Source organism: Janibacter sp. FSL W8-0316, assembly GCF_038004165.1.
Classification (GTDB): Bacteria; Actinomycetota; Actinomycetes; order Actinomycetales; family Dermatophilaceae; genus Janibacter; species Janibacter indicus.
The window spans coordinates 3,024,851-3,045,318 of record NZ_JBBOQX010000001.1; the positions used below are offsets into that span (position 1 = coordinate 3,024,851).

The following is a 20,468-nucleotide window of genomic DNA, read 5'->3' on the forward strand; positions in this document are numbered from 1 at the left end:
TGGCCTCACCATGAGCAGCGCGAGTTGGCCGGACGAAGGGGGCGCGCCGCCGCCCCGAGGCGAGGACCCCCCTTCCACACGCGTGCCGCGGTCACGCCTGACCAAGGTGCTGCTGGCGATCGCGGCCGTCATCGTGCTGGTGACGCTCGCGGCCTCGCTGTGGACCGAGTCGCTGTGGTTCCAGTCCCTGGGCTACTCCGGCATGTGGTGGTCGCGGCTGCGCACCCAGGTCTTCCTCTTCGTCGTCGGCGGGCTCGTCACGGCGGTCCCGATCGCGGTGAGCCTGTGGCTCGCCCACCGCACCCGGCCGCTCTCCGTGCCGATGACGGCCGGTGAGCACGCGCTCGCGCAGTACCGCAGCGCCATCGAACCCTTCCGACGCACGACGGCCATCGCCCTCCCTTCGGTCCTGGGGATCCTCGGCGGACTGGCGGCGGCCGCGCAGTGGCAGACCTGGAAGCTGTGGCGCAACGGCAGCTCGACCGGCGTCACCGACCCCGAGTTCGGCCGCGACATCGGCTACTACCTCTTCTCGCTGCCGTGGTGGAGCTTCGTCGTCGGCTTCCTCACGGTCGTGGCCATCGCGACGCTGCTCGCCTCGCTCTTCACCCACTACGTCTACGGCGGCATCGTGCCGCCCGGCCGGGGCCGGTCCACCCGCGCGGCCTTCCTCCACCTGGCGCTCATCGCCGCCGTGCTGGCGCTGCTGCGGGCGTGGAGCTACATCCTCGACGCCCACGGCCTGACGACACGCGAGGGCGAGGTCCTCACCGGTGTCGGGTACACCGGCGCGCACGCCATCGTGCCGACCAAGTACATCCTCGCGGTGGCCGCGGCCATGTGCGCCGGGCTCTTCCTCGCCTCGGTGCGCTCGCGGTCGTGGCGCCTGCCGGTCATCGCCGTCAGCACCCTGGTCGTGCTGTCGGTCGTCGTCGGGTCGATCTACCCGGCGCTCGTCGAGACCTACAAGGTCTCGCCCTCGCGCAACTCGCTCGAGGAGCCCTACCTCCAGCGCAACATCGACGCCACCCGCGACGCCTACGGCGTCACCGACGTCAAGACCTCCTCCTACGACGCGGTCTCCGACGTCTCCTCGGGCCAGCTGCGCGAGGACGCCGACTCCATCCCCGGCATCCGCCTGCTCGACCCGTCGGTCGTCAGCCCCACCTACCAGGAGCTGCAGGCCCAGCAGCCCTACTACACCTTCCAGGACGACCTCGACGTCGACCGCTACGAGATCGACGGCGACATGGTCGACGTCGTCGTCGGCGCCCGCGAGCTCGACCTCGACAAGGTGCCCTCCGACCGGCGTGACTGGGTCAACGACCACACCGTCTACACGCACGGCTACGGCCTCGTCATGGCCCGTGGGGCGCAGTCACGCGGCGGCGACCCCGAGTGGCTCAGCCCGACGAGCGAGTTCGGCGAGTACGAGCCGCGGATCTACTTCGGCGAGGAGATGCAGCACTTCTCCATCGTCGGTCAGGGCGACACCTCGACCCCACGCGAGGTCGACCGGCCGACCGGCGGCGAGGAGTCGCGCTACACCTACCAGGGCGCGGGCGGCGTCGGCATCGGCTCGCTCGCGCGGCAGACCGCCTACGCGATCACCAAGCGCGACGTGAAGTTCATCCTCTCCGACGCCGTCGGCAGCGACTCGCGGCTGCTCGAGCACCGCACGCCCAAGGAGCGGGTCAAGCGGGTCGCCCCGTGGCTGACCCTCGACGACGACGTCTACCCGACGATCGTCGACGGGCGCATCCAGTGGGTCGTCGACGGCTACACGACCTCCAACGACTACCCCTACAGCACGGCCTTCTCCATCTCGGGCGTGCAGTCGGGCCAGGTCTCGTCGGTCCAGACCCAGCGCAGCAGCTCGCTCGTCGGCGACCGGATCAACTACATGCGCAACTCGGTCAAGGCGACCGTCGACGCCTACGACGGCACCGTGCGGCTCTACAAGTGGGACGAGGAGGACCCGATCGTCGACGCCTGGGACAAGGCCTTCCCCGGGCTGCTGAAGTCGACCGAGTCGATCAGCGGCGAGCTGATGTCGCACCTGCGCTACCCGGAGGACATCTTCCGCATGCAGCGCGCCGTGCTCGCCGACTACCACGTGACCGCGGCGAGCGACTTCCGTGCCGGCCAGGACCGCTGGCGGGTGCCCGAGGACCCCTCGCGCGGCGACGACGGGGTGGCCCAGCCGCCCTACTTCCTCTCGCTCGCGATGCCCGACCAGCGCCAGCCGGTGTGGTCGCTCACCTCGACCTACATCCCGCGCGGCACTCGCAATGTCATGGCGGGCTACCTGTCGGCCGACGGTGATGCCGGCTCGGCAGCGGGCAAACCGGCGTCCGGCTACGGGCAGCTTCGCCTGCTGTCGGTGCCACGCGACACGACCGTCCCCGGCGTCGGCCAGGTGCAGAACAACATCGTCTCGTCGACGTCGACCACCGGCTCGGGCACGCAGACGCTCACCGACTACCTCAACAACGCCAACCGCGGCGAGTCCCAGGTGCACTTCGGCAACCAGCTCGCGCTGCCCGTCGGCGAGGGCTTCCTGCACGTCGAGCCGATCTACATCTCCTCGGCGTCCGGCACGAGCTATCCGCAGCTGCGGATCGTCGTGGCGACCTTCGCCGGGCGGGTCGCCTGGGGGCAGAGCCTCGACGGTGCTCTCGACGAGCTCTTCGGCGGCGACGCCGGCGTGGACGAAGGGGGTGACGACGGTGGTGACGGGCCGTCTGCGGAGCCCGAGGAGCCGGCCGAGCCCAAGAACCTCACGGCCGACGAGAAGAAGCTGCGTGCGGCGATCTCGGGCATGGAGCAGGCCTACAAGGAGGGCCAGGACGCCCTGAAGAAGGGCGACTTCGCGGCCTACGACAAGGCCCAGAAGGAGCTGCGCAAGCACCTCGAGGACGCCGCGGAGGCCCAGCCGGGTGGCGGGTCGGCGACCCTCGACGAGGGCTGATTTGGTCTGCCCCGTTCGTTCACGTAGAGTTTCATCTCGCAAGACAACGACGCGGGGTGGAGCAGTTCGGTAGCTCGCCGGGCTCATAACCCGGAGGTCGCGGGTTCAAATCCCGCCCCCGCTACCACTCCGAGAGGCCCTCGACCATCTGGTCGAGGGCCTCTCGCATGTCCGGGTCCCTTCGAGACGGCCGCAGGCGGCCTCCGGATCCTGAGGAGAGAGTCCGCGAAGCGGGCGAGCTTCTCGAAGGCCAGGGACCGGGGGCAGTCGGGCGGCGGGGCGTGCCGGACCCGGTGCGCCGAACGTTCACCTTGGTGGGGGATCCTTCTCGCCGTGACCACGCCACCGGCTCTGCTCCCTTCGCTCCTCGCGAGTGACCGCGCGCCCGCGCCCCGCACGCTCGTCGACATCTTCATGGGCGTCGTCGCGGAGCACCCCGACGCGCCGGCCGTCGACAGCGGCCAGGAGATGCTCACCTATGCCGAGCTGGCCGAGGCCGCGACGGCGCTCGCCGAGTCGCTCGCGGAGCTGGGCATCGGGCCGGGGGACAAGGTCGGGGTGCGCATCCGCTCCGGCTCGACCGACCTCTACGTCGCGATCATCGGCACGATCCTCGCGGGCGCCGCCTACGTGCCCGTCGACGCCGACGACCCCGACGAGCGGGCCCGGGTGGTCTTCGAGGAGTCGGCGGCCGCCGCGATCATCGGCAACGATCTCGTCGTCACGACCACCGCTGTGGGACAGGGGCGCTCGCCGATCGAGCCCGCGCCGCCCGGGACCGACGACGACGCCTGGGTGATCTTCACCTCCGGGTCCACCGGCAAGCCGAAGGGGGTCGCCGTCACCCACCGCAATGCCGCCGCCTTCGTCGACGCCGAGTCGCGGATGTTCCTCGTCGACGACCCGATCGGGCCGGGGGACCGTGTCATGGCCGGTCTGTCGGTGGCCTTCGACGCCAGCTGTGAGGAGATGTGGCTCGCCTGGGCCTACGGCGGCTGCCTCGTGCCCGCGCCGCGCTCGCTCGTGCGCTCCGGGGTCGACGTCGGGCCCTGGCTCGTCGCCAACGAGATCACCATCGTCTCGACCGTGCCCACCCTCGTCGCGCTGTGGCCGCCGAGCTCGCTGGAGCGGGTGCGGCTGCTCATCATGGGCGGCGAGGCCTGCCCGCCGGAGCTCGCCTCCCGGCTGCAGCGCGAGGGGCGCGAGGTGTGGAACACCTACGGCCCCACCGAGGCCACCGTCGTCGCCTGCGGCGCCATGCTCGACGGCAGCGACCCGGTGCGCATCGGGCTGCCCCTCGACGGCTGGGACCTCGCGGTCGTCGACGGCGCGGGCCACCCGGTCGCCGAGGGCGAGTCGGGCGAGCTGATCATCGGTGGCGTCGGGCTGGCCCGCTACCTCGACCCGGCCAAGGACGCGGAGAAGTACGCGCCCATGCCCACCCTCGGCTGGGAGCGCGCCTACCGCTCCGGCGACGTCGTGCGCAACGACCCGGCGGGCCTGGTCTTCGCCGGTCGCGCCGACGACCAGATCAAGCTCGGCGGCCGCCGCATCGAGCTCGGCGAGATCGACGAGCAGCTGCTGCGGCTGCCCGGCGTGGTCTCCGCCGCGGCCGCCGTGCGCTCGACCGCCGCGGGCAACAAGCTGCTCGTCGGCTACCTGACGACCGACGCGAGCTTCGATGCACCGCACGCCCGCGACCTGCTGCGCGAGCGGATGCCCGCGGCCCTCGTCCCGCGCCTGGCCGTCGTCGACGAGTTGCCCACGCGCACCTCCGGCAAGGTCGACCGCGATGCCCTCCCGTGGCCCTTGCCCACCTCCGCCGACACCCCGGCGAAGGGAGAGCTCGGGCAGACCGCGCAGTGGGTCGCCGGCATCTGGGCCGAGGTCATCGGGGCCGACGTGAGCGACCCGGCGGATGACTTCTTCGACCTCGGGGGCGGCTCGCTCACCGCTGCCCAGGTGGTCAGCCGGCTGCGTGAGCGCACCCCCGAGACGACGGTCGGCGACCTCTACGCCCACCCGACCCTTGGCGACCTCGCTGCGTGGCTCGACGAGGCGGCCGCCGCCTCGACGATGGTGCGCACCAACCGCAAGGTGCGCCCGATCCGCACGAAGACCCAGGTGGCGCAGCTCGTCGGGATGATCCCCCTTCGCGCGCTCGCCGGCATGCGGTGGCTCGCCTGGCTCGTGCTCGGCTCGACCATCGGCCACCTCGCGCTGCCGTGGCTGCCGAGCTTCCCGCTCTGGCTCGTCGTGCCCATGGCGGCCCTCTTCCTCACCGGCCCCGGCCGTATGGTGCTCGCGGCCGGCCTGGCTCGGCTCGTCCTGCGTGGGGTGACCCCCGGCTCTCACCCGCGCGGCGGCAAGGTGCACCTGCGGCTCTGGCTCGCTGCCCGCACCCAGGACGAGCTCGCGGCGGCGGCCCTGTCCGGGGCGGTCTGGTTCCGCTGGTATGCAAGGCTGCTCGGCGCGAGGATCGGTGAGGGCGTCGACCTGCACGCCCTGCCGCCGGTCACCGGCTGGCTCGACGTCGGCGCGGGAGCGGCCATCGAGCCCGAGGTCGACCTCGTCGGCTACTGGATCGACGGTGACCGCGTGCACGTCGGTCCGATCACCGTCGGCGAGCACGCCCGCATCGGTGCCCGCAGCACCCTCTCGCCGGGCGCCGTCGTCGGCCGCGCCGCCGAGGTCGCCCCTGGCTCGCACGTCACGGGCACGGTGACCGCGGGAGAGTTCTGGTCCGGCTCTCCGGCCGAGCGGCAGGCCCCGGCTCGTGGCCCGTGGTCGCGCGAGGACGCACCGGCCCCCCGCCCCTGGCTCGTCGGCATGGGCGTCATCGCCGTGCTCATCGCCAGCCTGCCGGGCCTGGCCGCCCTCGCCGGCGGCGCGGTGCTGTGGCCGGCCGTCTCCGGCACCGACTCCCTCGGCGAGGCGGTGCGCGCCGCCCTGCCCTGGCTGCCGCTCGCAGCCCTCGTCGGCTACCTCGTCCTGGCGCTGCTCGTCCTCGCCCTCACCCGGCTGCTCGCCACCGCGATCGAGCCCGGCCACTTCCCGGTCCGCTCGGCCCAGGGGCTGGCGATCATCTACACCGTGCGGCTGCTCGACGAGGCGCGCGAGTGGCTCTTCCCGATCTACTCCAGCGCCTTCACCCCGATCTGGCTGCGGCTGCTCGGCGCCCGCGTCGGTGAGGGGGTCGAGGCCTCGACCGTGCTGCTCATCCCCAAGCTCGTGCGGGTGGGCGGCCACGCCTTCCTCGCCGACGACACCCTCATCGGCTCCTACGAGCTCGGTGGCGGCTGGGTCCGCGTCGAGCGGGTCAAGGTCGGCAAGCGGGCCTTCGTCGGCAACTCCGGCATGCTCGCGCCCGGCCGCCGGGTCCCCAAGCGCTCGCTCGTCGCGGTCCTCTCCGCGGCCCCGCAGCGCGCCAAGGCCAAGGCGGGCGCCTCGTACATCGGCTCGCCCCCGCGCAAGCTGCGCCGCACCGCCGACGAGCAGGACGCGAGCCGCACCTACGACCCGCCGACCCGGCTCAAGGTCCTGCGCTCGCTCGTCGAGCTGGGCCGCGTCGTGCCGCTGCTCATCGGGGTCGCGCTGCACGTCGGCGTCGGCCTGAGCCTGCTCGCCCTGCTCGACCGATCGGTCTGGGCCGCAGTGCTGCTCGCCGGCCCGGTCCTCATCGTCGCCGGTCACCTCGCCGCCGGCGTCACCCTCGTCGCCAAGTGGCTGCTCGTCGGCCGCCACCGCGCCGGCGACCACGAGCTGTGGACCTCCTTCGTCTGGCGCAACGAGCTCGCCGACACCTTCACCGAGATGCTCGCCGCCCCCTGGTTCGCCCGGATCACCACCGGGACGCCGGCACTCAACGCCTGGCTACGGCTCATGGGCAGCAAGGTCGGCGAGGGCGTCTGGTGCGACACCTACTGGCTCCCCGAGAGCGACCTCGTCGAGCTCGGCGACGGTGCGACGGTCAACCACGGGTGCGTCGTGCAGACCCACCTCTTCCACGACCGGGTCCTGCAGATGGACAAGGTCGTCCTCGAGGCCGGGGCGACCCTCGGCCCCAACAGCGTCATCCTCCCTTCGTCCAGCGTCGGCCGGGACGCGACCGTCGGACCCGTGTCGCTCGTCATGCGCGGCGAGGGCGTACCGTCGCGCACACGCTGGATCGGCAACCCGATCGGTCCGTGGGAGGAAGAGGAGCAGTGAGGCAGCAGCACGCGGGCACCGACGACTACGTCCCCGGCCACGGCGACGCGTCCTTCGGCGTCGAGCACTACGACCTGGAGCTCGACTACAAGGTCGCCGGCAACCGGCTCTCCGGTGAGGCGACGCTGCGCTGCCGCGCGCTCGCGCCGATCAGCCGGCTCGAGCTGGACCTGCACGCACTCAAGGTCGCTCGCGTCCACGTCGACGGGACGAGCGCGCGCTACTCGCACCGCGGTGACCGCCTGGCGGTGACCCTCGGGCGCACCGTCCCCGAGGGTGAGAGCGTCGAGGTGCGGGTGCGCTACGCCGGCACGCCCAAGCAGGTGCGCAGCCGCCGGCACGGCCAGGCCGGCTGGGAGGAGCTGAGCGACGGGGTCATCGTCGCCGCCCAGCCCCACGGCGCGCCCTCGTGGTTCCCGTGCAACGACCGGCCCGACGACAAGGCGACCTACGACATCACCGTCACCGCGGCGAAGGGGTACCACGTGGCCGTCGCCGGCGAGCTCCTCGACCGCTCGACCCGGGGGAGCACGACGACCTGGACCTATGTGCAGGACGCGCCGATGGCGACCTACCTCGCGACCGTGCAGATCGGGCGCTACGAGGTCATCGACCAGGCGGGTGCACCCGTGCCCGTGCGCGTCGTCGCGCCCGCCGACCGGCCGGAGAAGGACTTCGAGGCGGCCTTCGGGATGCAGCCGCAGATGCTCGGCTTCTTCGCGGAGACCTTCGGCGACTACCCCTTCGCCTCGTACACCGCCGTCATCACCGACGACGACCTCGAGATCCCGCTGGAGTCCCAGGGCCTGTCGACCTTCGGACGCAACTTCATGCGCGACGACTGGGAGTGCATCCGGCTCGTCGCCCACGAGCTGAGCCACCAGTGGTGGGGCAACTCGGTCACGCTCGGGCACTGGCGCGACATCTGGCTGCACGAGGGCTTCGCCTGCTACTCCGAGTGGCTGTGGTCGGAGCGGATCGGCCTGATGACCGTGGGCGAGCGGGCCGAGGTGCACCACGAGCGGGTGCGCACCGACGACGGCGACGAGCTGCTCCTAGGCGACCCCGGGCCGGACCTGATGTTCGACGACCGGGTCTACAAGCGGGGCGCGCTCACCCTGCACGCGCTGCGGCGGCAGATCGGTGACGCCCGCTTCTTCGAGGTGCTGCGCACCTGGTGCGAGGAGAACCAGTTCGGCACCGTGACGACGGCGATGTTCGTCGAGCACGCCGAGCGGGTCGCCGGCGAGGACCTCGGCGAGCTCTTCGAGGCCTGGCTCTACACCGTTGAGCTGCCGCCGCTGCCGGACTGACCGGCGGTCGGTGGGAGCACGACGGCCGCGGCGGCCAGGCCGGGTGGGGCCACGAGGTCGACGACCGGCCAGTCGGCGCACTGGACCCGGCTCATCGGCGTGCGCAGCCCGGTGCCGAGCGCCTTGAGGATCGCCTCCTTGCGGCACCACATCGCTGCCCGCTCGGCGGGGGAGTCCGCACGCTCTCCCGGGTGCAGCACGAGGTCGGGGTCCCAGCGGGCGTCGACGGCGGCGATCTCCTCGACGTCGACGCCAACCGGCCGAAGGGGGTCGACCGCCGTCACCACGACGTCACCGCACCGCGCCAGGCTGACGTGCGGGCGGCTGCCGTCGGGCAGGCGCGCCCACGGGCGGCCGTGGCGGTCGGAGCCGCAGGCGGGGCAGTGGCGGCCGAGGTCGACGTCGGACCCGCAGCTGCGCAGCAGGTGGGCGCGCAGGCCCCCGTCCCCGCTCATCCCGGTGTGCCACGCGACGTCCACGCCGGGAGTGTAGGGCGCGGCCGGCCGGTGCCCCTCCTAGTCGTTGCCGCAGGCGGCCAGCTCGCCGCTGATCCGCTGCGCGCTGACGACCAGGCTGCGCAGCATGAACTCGCCGCGGGTGCCGGTGAGCGCACGGGTGCGTCCGACGATCGAGACGGCCGCGCTCACCCGCCCGGAGGCGGCGAAGACCGGCGCGGACATCGAGGTCAGGCCGAGGGCGCGCTCCTCGCTCGTGCACACCCAGCCGCGCTCACGAGCGATGGCGAGGATCTGTCGCAACCGCGCGGTGTCGGTGATGGTGCGGGGGGTGTACCGGGTGCGCGGCAGCGCCAGCGTCGCCTCGGCGATGTCCTCGTCGAAGGCGGCGAGGACGCGCCCCGAGCTCGAGGCGAAGCCATTCACCTTGCGCATCCACTCGACGCTCGCCTCCTCGGGGAGCGAGCCGCAGTCGAAGCGCTCGACGTAGACGACGCGGCCGCCGGCCGGGAGGCCGAGCTGGACTGTCTCCTCGACACGGCGGTGCAGGGCCAGCAGCTCCGGGCGAGCGACCCGCCGGATCGGGAGCCGGTCGAGGACGAGCTGGCCGTAGTCGAAGAGCTGCAGACTCAGCCGGTAGCGCCCTCGCGGCGCCCGCTCGAGCAGCCCGCCGGTGGCAAGAGCGACCAGCATCTCGTGGGCGGTGCTCTTGGCGATGTCGAGCTCGCGCGCCACCTGGGTCGGCCCGAGCTCCTCGTGACTGGCGAAACAGCCGATGACGCGGGTGGAGATCGACACTGACCGCAGCCCGGTGGCGTCGTGCCCGACGTGCCGGGCCGCGACGGCGGTCATGACGAGACCGCCGTCGCCATCGTGAGGTCGGGGGTGCGAAGCGGTGACCGTGACATGTCCGGAGTCTGGTCGCACCCGCGCGCCCGAAGGGGAGATGTCCCGTGGACCGGAACATCTCCCCTTCGTCGCGCCGTGGGTCACCCGGAGGTGCTGCCGAAGGCGTGTTTGGCGGCCATCGCCACCGGGTCCCAGCCGGCGGGTGCCGTCCCCGTCTCCGGCTCGGAGACGGTGACCGGTCGGGCCTGGACGATCGAGACGGAGTCCTCGGGCCGGTGGTGCCGGTCGAGGACCCACTCGACGTCGACGGGGTAGCCGTAGTGTTCCTCCACCTTGAGCACCGCCCGGGTGATCTCGCCGATCTCCTCCTCGTCCAGGATCGCGCGGTCGGCGAGGTTGTCCGGCATGTCGATCTCCACGACCGCGCCGATGGAGTAGTCGAAGGCCGAGACGATCGTCTTGTGCGACACGTCGTAGCGCAGCACGCGCCGGTCGGTCTTGCCGACCTCGACGTGGTCGGGCGTGACGAGTCCCTGGACGACGGCCTCGCCCCAGCCCCAGCTGCCCTCGATGACCACCCGATCGCGCTTGCCGGTCACCGGGTGCGCCGAGAAGGCGACGCCGGAGCAGCGGGCGTGCACGAGTTTGACCACGCCGACGGCCATCGGCATCTCGAGGTGACTGATGCCGCGACGCAGCCGATAGTCCAGGGCCCGGCCCGTGAAGAGGCTGGCCCAGCACCGGCGGACGGCGTCGAGGACCCGTTCCTCGCCGGAGATGCCCAGGTAGGTGTCGAAGATCCCGGCGAAGGAGGCATCGCTGGAGTCCTCGCCCGTCGCCGACGACCGCACGGCGACGGGCACGTTGACCTCGACGCACCTGAGGCAGAGTTCCTGGTAGGCCGCCCGGATCTGCCCGGCCAGGTCCTCGCCGATCGGCCGTCGCTCGAACTCGGACCGGATCGTCTCCGATGCCCGCTCGACGGCATCAGGTGCCGGGTCGGGGCCGAGTGCGTCGACGACCTCGCTGGCGAATGTGTCCAGACCGCTGGCCACGACGTGCGCGCGGTAGGCGCTCGTCGCCACCGAGAAGGCGTCCGGCACGTTGGCGCCCGCGAGGTGCAGCTCGGACAGACGCCCCATCTTCGAGCCGGTGACCTTGACCGCGGTGTCGACGTCGACGCCGTCGATCCAGACGATGGGATCGCTGTCGACGGCCGTCATGCGCTCAGCTCCTTCTCCTGCGCTTCGTCCCGCCCCGCCTCGGCATCGGGTGCGCTGTCGCGGAAGATCGTCACAGTCCCCGCCGTCCCGTCCACCTCGACGATGTCGCCGTCACGGATCATCGAGGTCGCGACGACGGCCGCGGTGACCGTCGGGACGCCGTACTCGCGCCCGACGATCGCGGCGTGCGAGAGGGTGCCGCCACCGTCGCAGACGCAGCCGGCGATCTTCGCGAAGGCGGGCGTCCAGTTGGGTGAGGTCGACTCGCAGACGAGGATCTCACCGGGCTGGATGCGGTGCAGCTCGTCGGCGTCGGTGAGCACTCGGGCGGGTCCGCGGGCCTTGCCCTTCGCGGCGGGGACGCCGCTGAGCGAGGTCATCTCGGTGCCCGACGCCGACGCCTTGACGGTGTCGAGGAACTGCGGGTTGAGGCCGAAGACCTCGATGAGGATCGGGTCGTCGACGGTGTCGGGGATGTTGCCGAGCATCTTCGGCATCGTGAGGCGACGGTCGTACCAGTGGTCAAAGTACTGCCGGCGCGCCTCGATGATCGTGCGGAAGTCGGCATAGGACTTCTCACCGCGCACGAGCTGCAGGTTCTCGGGCCAGAAGAGGAAGTTCATGTCGTCGCTCGCGTCGGCGCCCACCCGCTCGGCGATCTGCTGGCAGGCCCACCGCATCGGCAGCGACACCTTGAGGTCCATGTAGTAGTTGTGGTCGTCCTGCCACCACGGGAAGTTCGCGGCGCGGCACGACGCGAGACCGCCGTCGAAGATCGCCTGCTCCTGCGCGGTCAGGGTCGAGCGGGCACGGTCGACGGCCTCGTCGCGCTCGCGCAGGGCTGCGGCGCGGGCCGCGTCGAAGTCGTGGACCTCCTGCTGCATGAAGGTCTTGATCATGCCCAGGGCCGGCGTGGGGTCCTCGATCCACGAGGGCAGCGCGATGTCGCACGAGCCCTCGGTCCGCCAGCCGTAGACGTCGAGGAAGTCGTCGAAGTCGCGCAGCCAGGTCCCGGCCGGGCCGCCCTCACGGCTCAGCGTCGCGCGCAGCTCCTCCGCGGGAGTGCGCTCGAAGACGTCGGTCAGCCCGGCCTGCTTCGCCTTCGCCGTCATGTCCCACAGAGCGCGGTCGGTCTCCATGATCTTCGTGTCCTCGCCCTGGAGGAACGTCCCGATGTCCAGGGGGTCGATCCCGAACTCGACGCACTGGCCGTAGAAGCCGACGAAGTTCGCCAGCAGCGGGTACATCACCTGGAAGTGGATCTCGAAGGCGCGCTTGTGGTACGCCCGGGCCTGCACGAGGTTGTCGCCGAGCTGCTCGAGCGACAGGCTCGACAGGTCGACGGAGCGGAAGTGGGCCCATTCGCCCTCGAGCTCGTCACGCATGCCGCCCCAGATCTCCTGGAAGTTCTCGAGGAAGGGAGGCAGGCTGCGGCTCAAACGCGCACCGCGGGCGGCGATGTGCCGAGGCTCGGTCACCGGGATCGAGGAGGCGTAGATGTGGGTGCCGGCCATGCGGGTCGTGATTCCCCGGCCGGGAGGAAGGGGGAGGGTCTCGGCGGCGAGCTGGGTGCCCCAGTTGTAGCCGTCCTCCATCCAGATGTACCCCATGGGGGTCATCCCGCGCGGCCAGTGGAAGTCGAGGAACCAGAAGTTCTCCTCGTCCTTCTTGGAAAAGGTCTTCACGGGGTCGACGACCCAGGGCGCGTGGTCGTACGCCGGCGTGAAGCCGGGGTACCACTCGTCGTTGCAGTACTCGTCGACGGGGATCAGCGTGGCCATGACACTCCTTTGTGTTCGAACGCAGCTGCTGCGCGGCTTGGGTCACACCGTGCTGCACGCCGACCCGGGTGACAACAGGCGTGTTCGGGGGCGACGAACGAGGCGGCCCGTTCGTCACCCGGGAACGCGGGCCTTCCCTCCCTTGCCACGTCTCCCTATGGTCGGCCGCATGTTGAGCCATGAGAAGAACGAACTGCTGACTCGCGTGGGGCCGGGCACGCCGATGGGTGAGCTGCTCCGTCGTTACTGGTGGCCCATCGCCACGCACGACATGGTGGGCCGCATCCCGATCAAGCGGCGCCTGCTCGGCGAGGACCTCGTCCTCTTCCGCGACGCGCAGGGACGTCTCGGGCTGCTGCAGGAGCGGTGCCCGCACCGACGCGCCTCGCTGACCCTCGGCTGCACCGAGGAGCGGGGCCTGCGCTGCGGCTACCACGGCTGGCTCTTCGACACGAGCGGTCAGTGCCTCGACCAGCCGGGTGAGCCCGCCGATTCGGACTTCAAGGACCGGATCCGGGCCACCGCCTACAAGGTGCAGGAGCTCGGCGGGCTCGTCTTCGCCTATCTCGGGCCGGACACCGAGGAGTCCCCGGCGCCACCGCTGCCGCGCTACGACCTCTTCGTCATGGCCGACTCCTGGCGCGACATCGCGCACGCCGAGCTGCCGTGCAACTTCCTGCAGATCATGGAGAACTCCGTCGACCCGCACCACGTCGAGTGGCTCCACGGGCGCTATGGCTCCTTCCTCAAGGAGCTCGCCGGCGAGCCGCCCCTGCCCGTCGTCACGAAGAAGCACGTCAAGGTCGCCTTCGAGGTCTTCGAGCACGGGATCCTCAAGCGCCGGATCCTCGAGGGGCAGACCGAGGAGGACGAGGACTGGAAGGTCGGTCACCCGCTGGTCTTCCCCGGCATGCTGCGCGTCGGCAGCGGCGGTCTGGCGACCTTCCAGATCCGCGTCCCCGTCGACGACACCCACACATGGCACGTGTGGTACCAGTGCTACACGCCGGGCGGTGCGGTGCCCGAGCAGGAGTCGATCCCCGTCTACGAGGTGCCGCTCAAGGACGAGCAGGGGCAGTGGCTGCGCGACTACGTCGACGGCCAGGACATCACCGCCTGGGTGACCCAGGGCGAGATCGCCGACCGCACCGAGGAGCACCTCGGCCGCTCCGACCTCGGTGTGATCACCCTGCGCCGGCTCTTCACGGAGCAGATCGACGTCGTGGCCGATGGTCAGGACCCGATCTGCACCTACCGCGACCAGGACCCGGCGGGCCAGATCGACCTGCCGATGGAGAAGGACAAGTTCGGCAGCGCCGAGGAGTTCCGCAAGATGTGGCTCGCCGAGAGCTCGATCCGGTACAGCCCGATCCGCAAGGAGATCTTCGAGCTCTTCGGCGACGAGCCACCGGCCGACGTGGCCGGCCCGGCCGAGCCGGCCACGGTCTGAGCGCAGGAGCCATGGACGCCGTGGACCGGGCGGTTGCGTGGTGCCCCGTGTGTGGCCGCGACCTGCGCGACCAGCGGGCCTTCGTCCAGGAGTACTGGAGCGCGCGGGAGCAGAACTTCCTGTGCTGGTGCCCCCGGTGCTCCAGCCAGTGCACGGTGACGATCTCCGATCGCGTGATCCTCTCCGAGCCGGAGCACTAGGGACGACGGGGGGGCGACCCCTAGGGCTGCTCCCGGGCCCGGGCGAGCAGCCACTCTCGCATCGACGCCGGGGCGGGCGGGTCGGGGACCCGGGCCTCGACCCACGCGTCGACGACCCGGCTCGGGTGCACCGTCGCGCCTGCGGTCGGGGCGTCGGTGCGCGCGCCGCTCCGGGTGTCGAACCTCCAGAAGTGTCCCGGGCAGACGAGCTCGCCGTCGCGCACGATCCCGCCGGACAGCGCGATGTCGCGGTGCGGGCACCGGTCGAGCAGCACCGACGGGGTGCCGTCGGGCGTGAGCGCGACGCACACCCGCGCGGTGCTGCCGTCAGGCGTGGTCACTTCGACAGCGAGCGGGTGCGCGCGGTCGAGGTCCTCGACGCGGCAGATCCGCAGCCACGGCCCGGTCACGGGCGCCATCCGAGAGCGGCCGAGACGCGGTTGGCCGCCTGGATCACCGGCGGTGCGAGGTGCCTCAGCCCGACCTCCACGTCTTCGACGTACATCGCCACGGACAACGAGGCGACGACCGCGCCGAGGGGCGCGCGCACCGGCGCGGCGATCGAGCACATGCCCGGCTCGGACTCGCCCCTGTTTTCCGCGAAACCCTGCCGGCGGACGACGGCGAGCTCGCGCAGCAGTTCCTCCCGCGTGGTGATCGTGCGAGGAGTCTTGCGACCCAGGCGAAGTCGGTCCACCGCGCGATCCTGCTGGTCGTGCGGCAGGTGGGCGAGCAGCACCTTGCCGCTCGAGGTGCAGTGGGCCGCGTTGCGGCTGCCGACCTCGCGGAAGACGGGGATGGTGCCGGGGCCCTCCCTTCGCTCGATGTACAGCACGTCCGCGCCGTCGAGAATCGCCACGTGGAGGGTGCCCCGGGTGAGGGTGCGCAGCTCGTCGAGGGGGATCGTCGCCGCCTCGTGGAGCTGCTGCGCCGTCTCGGCGCGCTGGCCGAGCGAGCGCATCGTGCTCGTCAGGCGGAAGAGTCCGGTCTCCTCGACCTTCTCGAGCAGGCCCTCGTCGACGAGCGTCCAGATGATCCGGTGAGCCGTGCTCTTGCTGACCCCGACGCGACGGCCGAGCTCGCTCACCCCGAGCTGGGTCGCGTGGTGGCCGAAGGCCTGGAGGATTCGCGCGGTCGCCGCGGCACTCGTCAGCCGCTCGGTGCGCTCCCCTCGCGTCCGCCCGGGTGCGGGCCGTCCCGCGTGCTCGTCCACGCCACCAGACTCGGGGGCGCCCCGCTTGCGCGGCAAATGGTGTCCTGCCTACCGGAACACCCACCGCGAGCCTCGGGCGTGACGGCCACGGTGAGGCCATGGCAGACGACACCGACCCGGACCTCGCCGAGGCCACACCCGAGGGGATGCGCCGGGTCATGGCGCCGGACGCGCCCTCCGAGCGCTCTCGAGGCATCGACCCGACGGACTCGCGCCGCAGGGCGGCCGGGACCGTCGCCGGCCCGCCGCGAGGGATCCTGCGCCTGAGCCACGTGGACGTCTCGGTGACCGACCTCGACCTGTCGACGGCGTACTACACGCAGGTCATGGGCATGGAGGTCACGGCCCGGACCGGCGACGCCGTGTACCTGCGGTGCTGGGACGAGGAGGACCACCACTCCCTTCGGCTGAGGTATGCGCCCCGCGTCGGCATGGACCTGATGTCCTTCAAGGTGCACCACGCTGACGACCTCGCCGACCTCGAGCAGCGGGTCTCCCGCTACGGATTCCCCGTCGAGCGGGTCTCGGCCGGCGAGTCCGTGGGCCAGGGCGAGTCGATCCGCTTCTCCACCCCGAGCGGCCACGTCATGGAGCTCGTCGCCGACGTCGAGAAGGTGGGAGCCCGTCCGCGGTCGCGGATCGAGGCCGGTGGCCTCGAACCCTTCCCCCGTGACCACATCGGGCCACCGCGCATGGACCACACGCTCGTCACCGCCGAGGAGGTGGGGGAGGCCACGCAGTTCTACCGGGACGTCCTCGGGTTTCGCATCACCGAGCAGCTCCTCGACGGCAACGGCCACCAGGTGGGCACGTGGATGGAGCGCTCGCACACCCCGCACGACCTCGCCGTGGTGCAGGGGCCGAACGGCGGGCTGCACCACTTCGCCTTCTGGCTCGACGACTGGGACGAGGTGCGTGACGCCGCGGACGTGCTGGCGCACCACGGGATCCAGGTCGACGTCGGCCCCACGCGCCACGGCATCACGCGTGGCTCGACCATCTACTTCTTCGACCCCCTCGGGACCCGCAACGAGGTCTTCACCGGTGGCTACCGGCCGGACCCCGACTTCCCGACCCTCACGTGGACCGGAGACAACGCCGGCCGCGCGATCTTCTACTACGAAGGCGAACTCAACGACCGCTTCATGAAAGTGCACACCTGATGAGCATCCTGAGACTGTCCCACGTCGAGCTGCGAGTGCCGGACCTGGAGCTGGCCACCGCCTACTACTGCGAGGTCGTCGGCATGATCGAGACCGGGCGCGACGACTCCCGCGTCTTCCTCAAGTGCTGGGACGAGCACCAGCACCACAGCGTGGTCCTCACCCACGAGCCGACCCACGGGCTGAACCACCTCGGCTTCAAGGTCACCGACCTGGCCGACCTCGACCACTACCAGCAGCGCCTCGAGGCGGCCGGCGTCGACGTGCGCCGCTACTCCGCGGACGAGTGGGCCCCCGGGCACGGGGCGGCCATTCGCTTCACCCTGCCGAGCGGCCAGGACATGGAGCTCGTCCACGGGATGCAGCAGGTGGGCAACCTGCTGCCCCAGACCAACCCACCGCCGCGTCCGATGGGCCTCGTGGGCATCGCGCCGCCGCGCATCGACCACGTCTTCCTCACCGGTGAGGAGGTCGACACGGTCACCGCCTTCCTCGTCGAGCACCTCGACTTCCGGCTCACCGAGCGCGTCCTCGGCGACGACGGCTACCAGATCGCCACCTGGCTCGAGGTCTCGCACCGCTCGCACGACATCGCCTTCCTCACCGGCCCCAACGCGGGCCTGCACCACTTCGCGTACTGGGTCGACGGGTGGAACGACCTGCGCAACGCGGCGGATGCGTGCATCTACCACGGTGTCGAGCTCGAGACGAACCCGACGCGGCACGGGGCCACTCGCGGGCAGTGCCTGTACTTCTTCGACCCCGCGGGCAACCGCAACGAGATGTTCACCGGCGGCTACTGGGTCGACCCCGGGAGCGAGCCGATCACGTGGACGGAGGCGGAGATGGGCCGCGCCCTCTTCTACTACGACGGTGCCGTCGACCAGCGCTACCTCACGGTCCACAGCTGAGGGGGCGACGATGACGACGAAGCCGACGACCTCCCTGCCCCGGACCGAGCGCCCCGACGCCCCGGCCTACCTCACGCGGCACCTGTCCCGGCAGGCCGTGCCGAGTGCGCGGGACTCCGACCCCGACGACGAGCGCGACGAGAGCACCCCTCTCTACCTGCGGCGATTCCGCGAGCGTGACGGCGGCGACGAGGTGCTCTACGACGGCCGGGTCGTGGGCAGCTCACGCGCCTGGGCGGAGGTGACGCGCACCAAGGAGATCGTGCCGGAGCGCCGCGAGGAGCTGACCCAGGTCGACTGCGACATCTACCTCGTGCGGCACGGCGAGACCCAGGGCTACTCGACCGAGTCCGGCCTGACCCCCCTCGGCTCCTGGCAGGCCCACCGGCGCGGCCAGGAGATCGCGCGTCGGGTCACCGACGACATGCCCGTGGAGCTGCTCTGCGCCCCGACCAACCGGGCCCGGCAGACCGCCGAACACCTGCGCCGCGGCCTCGTCGACAACTCCGCGCTCTTCGGCCGTGCCCCCCGGATCGGTGTGATCCACGACGACGAAAACTTTCGCAACTTCGAGGTGCGCACCCCCCAGGGGCCGCGCGATGTGACGAGCGCGTACCGCTGGTACCAGCGGGAGATGGAGCGCTACGAGCGGATCGGTCTCGGCGAGCGGCCCGGGTGGCTCGTCGACGTCGACCGTTTCTGGGGCATCCAGCAGGGCGGCGGCGACCCGATCACCCACTGGCTGACGATGCCGATGCTCTCCTTCGAGCCACCCGTCGAGTGCGTCAAGCGCTTCTGGCGGGGCATCCTCACCGCCCGCGAGCGCACCGGCGCCCGCACGATCGTCGTCGCGACGCACTCGGGCCCGATCCGCGCCTTCGCCACGACGGCGATGGGCTACGACCCGGGCGAGCCCTTCAACACCGAGTTCGTCCGGGTGCGCCTCGTCGCCGGGGCGAAGGGAGCGCTCGTGCTCTACCGCAACCGGGTGCAGGAGGTCAGCCTCCCCGACGAGGACCTCCTGCCGGCCAACGCCGAGCCCCGCTTCGAGGTCACCGATGGCTGACGTTCCGGCGCTCGTCCTGGACTTCGGCGGGCCGGTCCTGCTGACCCCCTTCGAGATGGCGGTCCGCGAGCCCGAGGGGGTGGTCCGTGACCTCTTCCTCGAGCAGGGGCCGCTCGCGACGCGGCAGCGACCGGACCCGCTGTGGGCGGACCTGCAGGAGGGTCGCCTCAGCGAACGGGAGTACTGGGCGCGCAAGGCGCAGGCATGGCACGAGGCGGGGGGTTCGGCCCCCGAGGTGCCGGTGATGTTCGAGTCGCTCTACTCGCCGCCCGGCCCGCGGATGATTCGCCCGCAGGCCCGCGCGCTGCTCGCCGAGGCCCTCGCGGCCGGTCGTCGCACGGCGATCCTCACCAACGACATGCGCGCCTTCCACACCCAGGACTGGATCGACGGCACGGAGATCATCCACACCGTCGACGTCATGGTCGACGGGTCCGTCGAGGGCGTGCTCAAGCCTGACCCCGAGCTGTACCGCAGACTCGCGCAGCGGCTCGGCGTGGACTTCGCCGACATGGTCTTCGTCGACGACCAGCCGCACAACATCGCGGGTGCCGAGGCCCTCGGCATCCCGTCGGTGTGGTTGGACGTGACGGATCCGGACGCGTCCTTCGACCGGGCGCGCACACTCATGGGACTGGACGAGGTGGTCCGCGATGGCTGAGCAGAGAGAGGTCCGGGTCTCCCGGATGCAGTGGGAGGCCGAGGGAGTGCTGTCCCTGCGGCTGACCCGGATCGAGAGCGAGGACCCCATGCCCGAGTGGGCGCCGGGTGACCACATCGACGTCTACGTGCCCGACGGCACGACCCGGCAGTACTCGCTGTGCGGCGACCCGACCGACCGCGACCACTGGGAGATCGCGGTCCTGCGTGAGCACGAAGGGCGTGGCGGCTCGGCCTACATCCACGACGAGCTGCGGGTCGGGGACCGACTGCTCGTCACCCGGCCGAGGAACACCTTCGCCCTTGAGGACGCGTCGCACCACGCGCTCGTCGCGGGCGGGATCGGCATCACGCCGATGATGGCCATGGCCGAGCACCTCGCCCGGGAGGACCGACCTTTCCACCTGACGTACGGCGGCCGCACGAGCGGGGCCATGGCCTTCCGGGACCGGTTGGCGGTGCTCGGGGATCGGGTGAGCTTCCTCGCCGAGGACGCGCAGGGTCGCCCCGACCTGGAGGCCCTCGTGCGTGACCTGCCCGAGGGCGGGCTCGTCTACGTGTGCGGGCCCCTCGGGCTGCTCCAGGCCGTGCAGGCCGCGGCCGAGGCCGTGCACGGACCCGACCACGACGTCGTGCGCTTCGAGCTCTTCAGCCGCGACGGCCTCGAACCGGTGGTGGGCCAGGCGCTCGACGCCGACGACTACGAGCTCGTGCTGGCGCGCTCCGGCCACACCCTGCGTCTGGCTCCCGAGGACAACATCCTCGACAAGGCCCTCGCCCTGGGGGTCGACGTCGACAACGACTGCCGAGAGGGCATCTGCGGCTCGTGCGTCACGGCGATCATCTCGGGCGAGGTCGACCACCGCGACCTCGTGATGACGAAGAAGGAGCATGCTGCGATGAAGGAGATGATGATCTGCGTCTCTCGGCCGACGTGCGCGCGGCTCGAGCTCGACCTGTGACGGCCCGCGAGCGGCCCTCTGTGGCCCCTATCAGGTCGGATG

General features: G+C 71.4%; 16 protein-coding genes and 1 tRNA gene. 11 read left to right on the forward strand and 6 right to left on the reverse strand.

Annotated features, from left to right (window positions below; genetic code table 11):
• The first annotated feature begins 10 nt into the window (after positions 1-10).
• The 4 genes from NYE39_RS14910 (at position 11) to NYE39_RS14925 (ending at position 8,493) form a co-directional block, all read left to right on the forward strand.
• Entirely contained in the window at positions 11-2,971 is a 2,961-nt protein-coding gene (locus NYE39_RS14910) for a UPF0182 family membrane protein (RefSeq protein ID WP_341013139.1), read from the forward strand.
• 50 nt (positions 2,972-3,021) lie between these two features.
• Positions 3,022-3,098 (forward strand) — tRNA-Met (locus NYE39_RS14915).
• A 206-nt stretch (positions 3,099-3,304) separates the two neighbouring features.
• Entirely contained in the window at positions 3,305-7,180 is a 3,876-nt protein-coding gene (locus NYE39_RS14920) for a Pls/PosA family non-ribosomal peptide synthetase (RefSeq protein WP_341013141.1), read from the forward strand.
• Positions 7,177-8,493: a M1 family metallopeptidase gene (locus tag NYE39_RS14925; RefSeq protein WP_341013142.1), complete on the forward strand. Its 1,317-nt coding sequence runs from the start codon at positions 7,177-7,179 to the stop codon at positions 8,491-8,493. The genes NYE39_RS14920 and NYE39_RS14925 overlap by 4 nt, the downstream gene beginning before the upstream one ends.
• Here the strand turns inward: NYE39_RS14925 and NYE39_RS14930 are convergent.
• The 4 genes from NYE39_RS14930 to NYE39_RS14945 form a co-directional block, all read right to left on the reverse strand.
• Positions 8,460-8,972, reverse strand: coding sequence for a 4'-phosphopantetheinyl transferase family protein (locus tag NYE39_RS14930; RefSeq protein WP_072623925.1), 513 nt, complete (start codon positions 8,970-8,972; stop codon positions 8,460-8,462). The genes NYE39_RS14925 and NYE39_RS14930 overlap by 34 nt on opposite strands.
• A gap of 36 nt (positions 8,973-9,008) precedes the next feature.
• Positions 9,009-9,800: an IclR family transcriptional regulator gene (locus tag NYE39_RS14935; protein ID WP_341013143.1), complete on the reverse strand. Its 792-nt coding sequence runs from the start codon at positions 9,798-9,800 to the stop codon at positions 9,009-9,011.
• 137 nt (positions 9,801-9,937) lie between these two features.
• Positions 9,938-11,020 carry a PEP/pyruvate-binding domain-containing protein gene (locus NYE39_RS14940; protein WP_341013144.1) on the reverse strand — a complete coding sequence of 361 codons (1,083 nt, stop codon included), beginning with the start codon at positions 11,018-11,020 and terminating at the stop codon, positions 9,938-9,940.
• Complete coding sequence (locus NYE39_RS14945) at positions 11,017-12,801, reverse strand: PEP-utilizing enzyme (protein WP_341013145.1); 1,785 nt, start codon at positions 12,799-12,801, stop codon at positions 11,017-11,019. Before NYE39_RS14945 ends, NYE39_RS14940 begins: the two co-directional genes overlap by 4 nt.
• Before the next feature lie 169 nt (positions 12,802-12,970).
• Here NYE39_RS14945 and NYE39_RS14950 point away from each other — a divergent pair, with 169 nt between their 5' ends.
• Positions 12,971-14,251: an aromatic ring-hydroxylating dioxygenase subunit alpha gene (locus NYE39_RS14950; protein WP_341013146.1), complete on the forward strand. Its 1,281-nt coding sequence runs from the start codon at positions 12,971-12,973 to the stop codon at positions 14,249-14,251.
• Between the two features lie 11 nt (positions 14,252-14,262).
• Entirely contained in the window at positions 14,263-14,451 is a 189-nt protein-coding gene (locus NYE39_RS14955) for a hypothetical protein (protein WP_341013147.1), read from the forward strand.
• Positions 14,452-14,471: 20 nt separating this feature from the next.
• Here the strand turns inward: NYE39_RS14955 and NYE39_RS14960 are convergent, their stop codons facing one another.
• Entirely contained in the window at positions 14,472-14,861 is a 390-nt protein-coding gene (locus NYE39_RS14960; RefSeq protein WP_341013148.1) for a Rieske (2Fe-2S) protein, read from the reverse strand.
• On the reverse strand, positions 14,858-15,664 hold the full coding sequence (locus NYE39_RS14965) for an IclR family transcriptional regulator (RefSeq protein ID WP_341013149.1): 807 nt from the start codon (positions 15,662-15,664) through the stop codon (positions 14,858-14,860). The genes NYE39_RS14960 and NYE39_RS14965 overlap by 4 nt, the downstream gene beginning before the upstream one ends.
• A 98-nt stretch (positions 15,665-15,762) precedes the next feature.
• Between NYE39_RS14965 and NYE39_RS14970 the strand changes: the two genes are divergently transcribed.
• Genes NYE39_RS14970 through NYE39_RS14990 form a run of 5 tightly spaced genes read left to right on the forward strand, consistent with a single transcriptional unit; the run spans position 15,763 to position 20,426 of the window.
• A complete protein-coding gene (locus NYE39_RS14970) occupies positions 15,763-16,827 on the forward strand; it encodes a catechol 2,3-dioxygenase (RefSeq protein ID WP_341013150.1) in 1,065 nt (354 codons plus the stop codon).
• Positions 16,827-17,738 (forward strand): catechol 2,3-dioxygenase, encoded by a 912-nt coding sequence (locus tag NYE39_RS14975; protein WP_341013151.1) that lies wholly within the window; start codon positions 16,827-16,829, stop codon positions 17,736-17,738. Before NYE39_RS14970 ends, NYE39_RS14975 begins: the two co-directional genes overlap by 1 nt.
• Positions 17,739-17,748: 10 nt before the next feature.
• Complete coding sequence (locus NYE39_RS14980; RefSeq protein ID WP_341013152.1) at positions 17,749-18,804, forward strand: histidine phosphatase family protein; 1,056 nt, start codon at positions 17,749-17,751, stop codon at positions 18,802-18,804.
• The gene (locus NYE39_RS14985) at positions 18,797-19,465 is read left to right on the forward strand and encodes an HAD-IA family hydrolase (RefSeq protein WP_341013153.1); all 669 of its coding nucleotides are present in this window, start codon (positions 18,797-18,799) and stop codon (positions 19,463-19,465) included. The genes NYE39_RS14980 and NYE39_RS14985 overlap by 8 nt, the downstream gene beginning before the upstream one ends.
• Positions 19,458-20,426, forward strand: a complete 969-nt coding sequence (locus NYE39_RS14990) for a PDR/VanB family oxidoreductase (protein ID WP_341013154.1) — start codon at positions 19,458-19,460, stop codon at positions 20,424-20,426. The genes NYE39_RS14985 and NYE39_RS14990 overlap by 8 nt, the downstream gene beginning before the upstream one ends.
• The last annotated feature ends 42 nt before the right edge of the window (positions 20,427-20,468 follow it).

Coding starts and splice junctions, on each gene's coding strand:
- NYE39_RS14910 (WP_341013139.1), top strand. CDS start 11: ATGAGCAGCGCGAGTTGGCCGGACGAAGGGGGCGCGCCGCCGCCCCGA.
- NYE39_RS14935 (WP_341013143.1), bottom strand. CDS start 9,800: ATGACCGCCGTCGCGGCCCGGCACGTCGGGCACGACGCCACCGGGCTG.
- NYE39_RS14940 (WP_341013144.1), bottom strand. CDS start 11,020: ATGACGGCCGTCGACAGCGATCCCATCGTCTGGATCGACGGCGTCGAC.
- NYE39_RS14945 (WP_341013145.1), bottom strand. CDS start 12,801: ATGGCCACGCTGATCCCCGTCGACGAGTACTGCAACGACGAGTGGTAC.
- NYE39_RS14950 (WP_341013146.1), top strand. CDS start 12,971: ATGTTGAGCCATGAGAAGAACGAACTGCTGACTCGCGTGGGGCCGGGC.
- NYE39_RS14955 (WP_341013147.1), top strand. CDS start 14,263: ATGGACGCCGTGGACCGGGCGGTTGCGTGGTGCCCCGTGTGTGGCCGC.
- NYE39_RS14970 (WP_341013150.1), top strand. CDS start 15,763: ATGGCAGACGACACCGACCCGGACCTCGCCGAGGCCACACCCGAGGGG.
- NYE39_RS14975 (WP_341013151.1), top strand. CDS start 16,827: ATGAGCATCCTGAGACTGTCCCACGTCGAGCTGCGAGTGCCGGACCTG.
- NYE39_RS14980 (WP_341013152.1), top strand. CDS start 17,749: ATGACGACGAAGCCGACGACCTCCCTGCCCCGGACCGAGCGCCCCGAC.
- NYE39_RS14985 (WP_341013153.1), top strand. CDS start 18,797: ATGGCTGACGTTCCGGCGCTCGTCCTGGACTTCGGCGGGCCGGTCCTG.
- NYE39_RS14990 (WP_341013154.1), top strand. CDS start 19,458: ATGGCTGAGCAGAGAGAGGTCCGGGTCTCCCGGATGCAGTGGGAGGCC.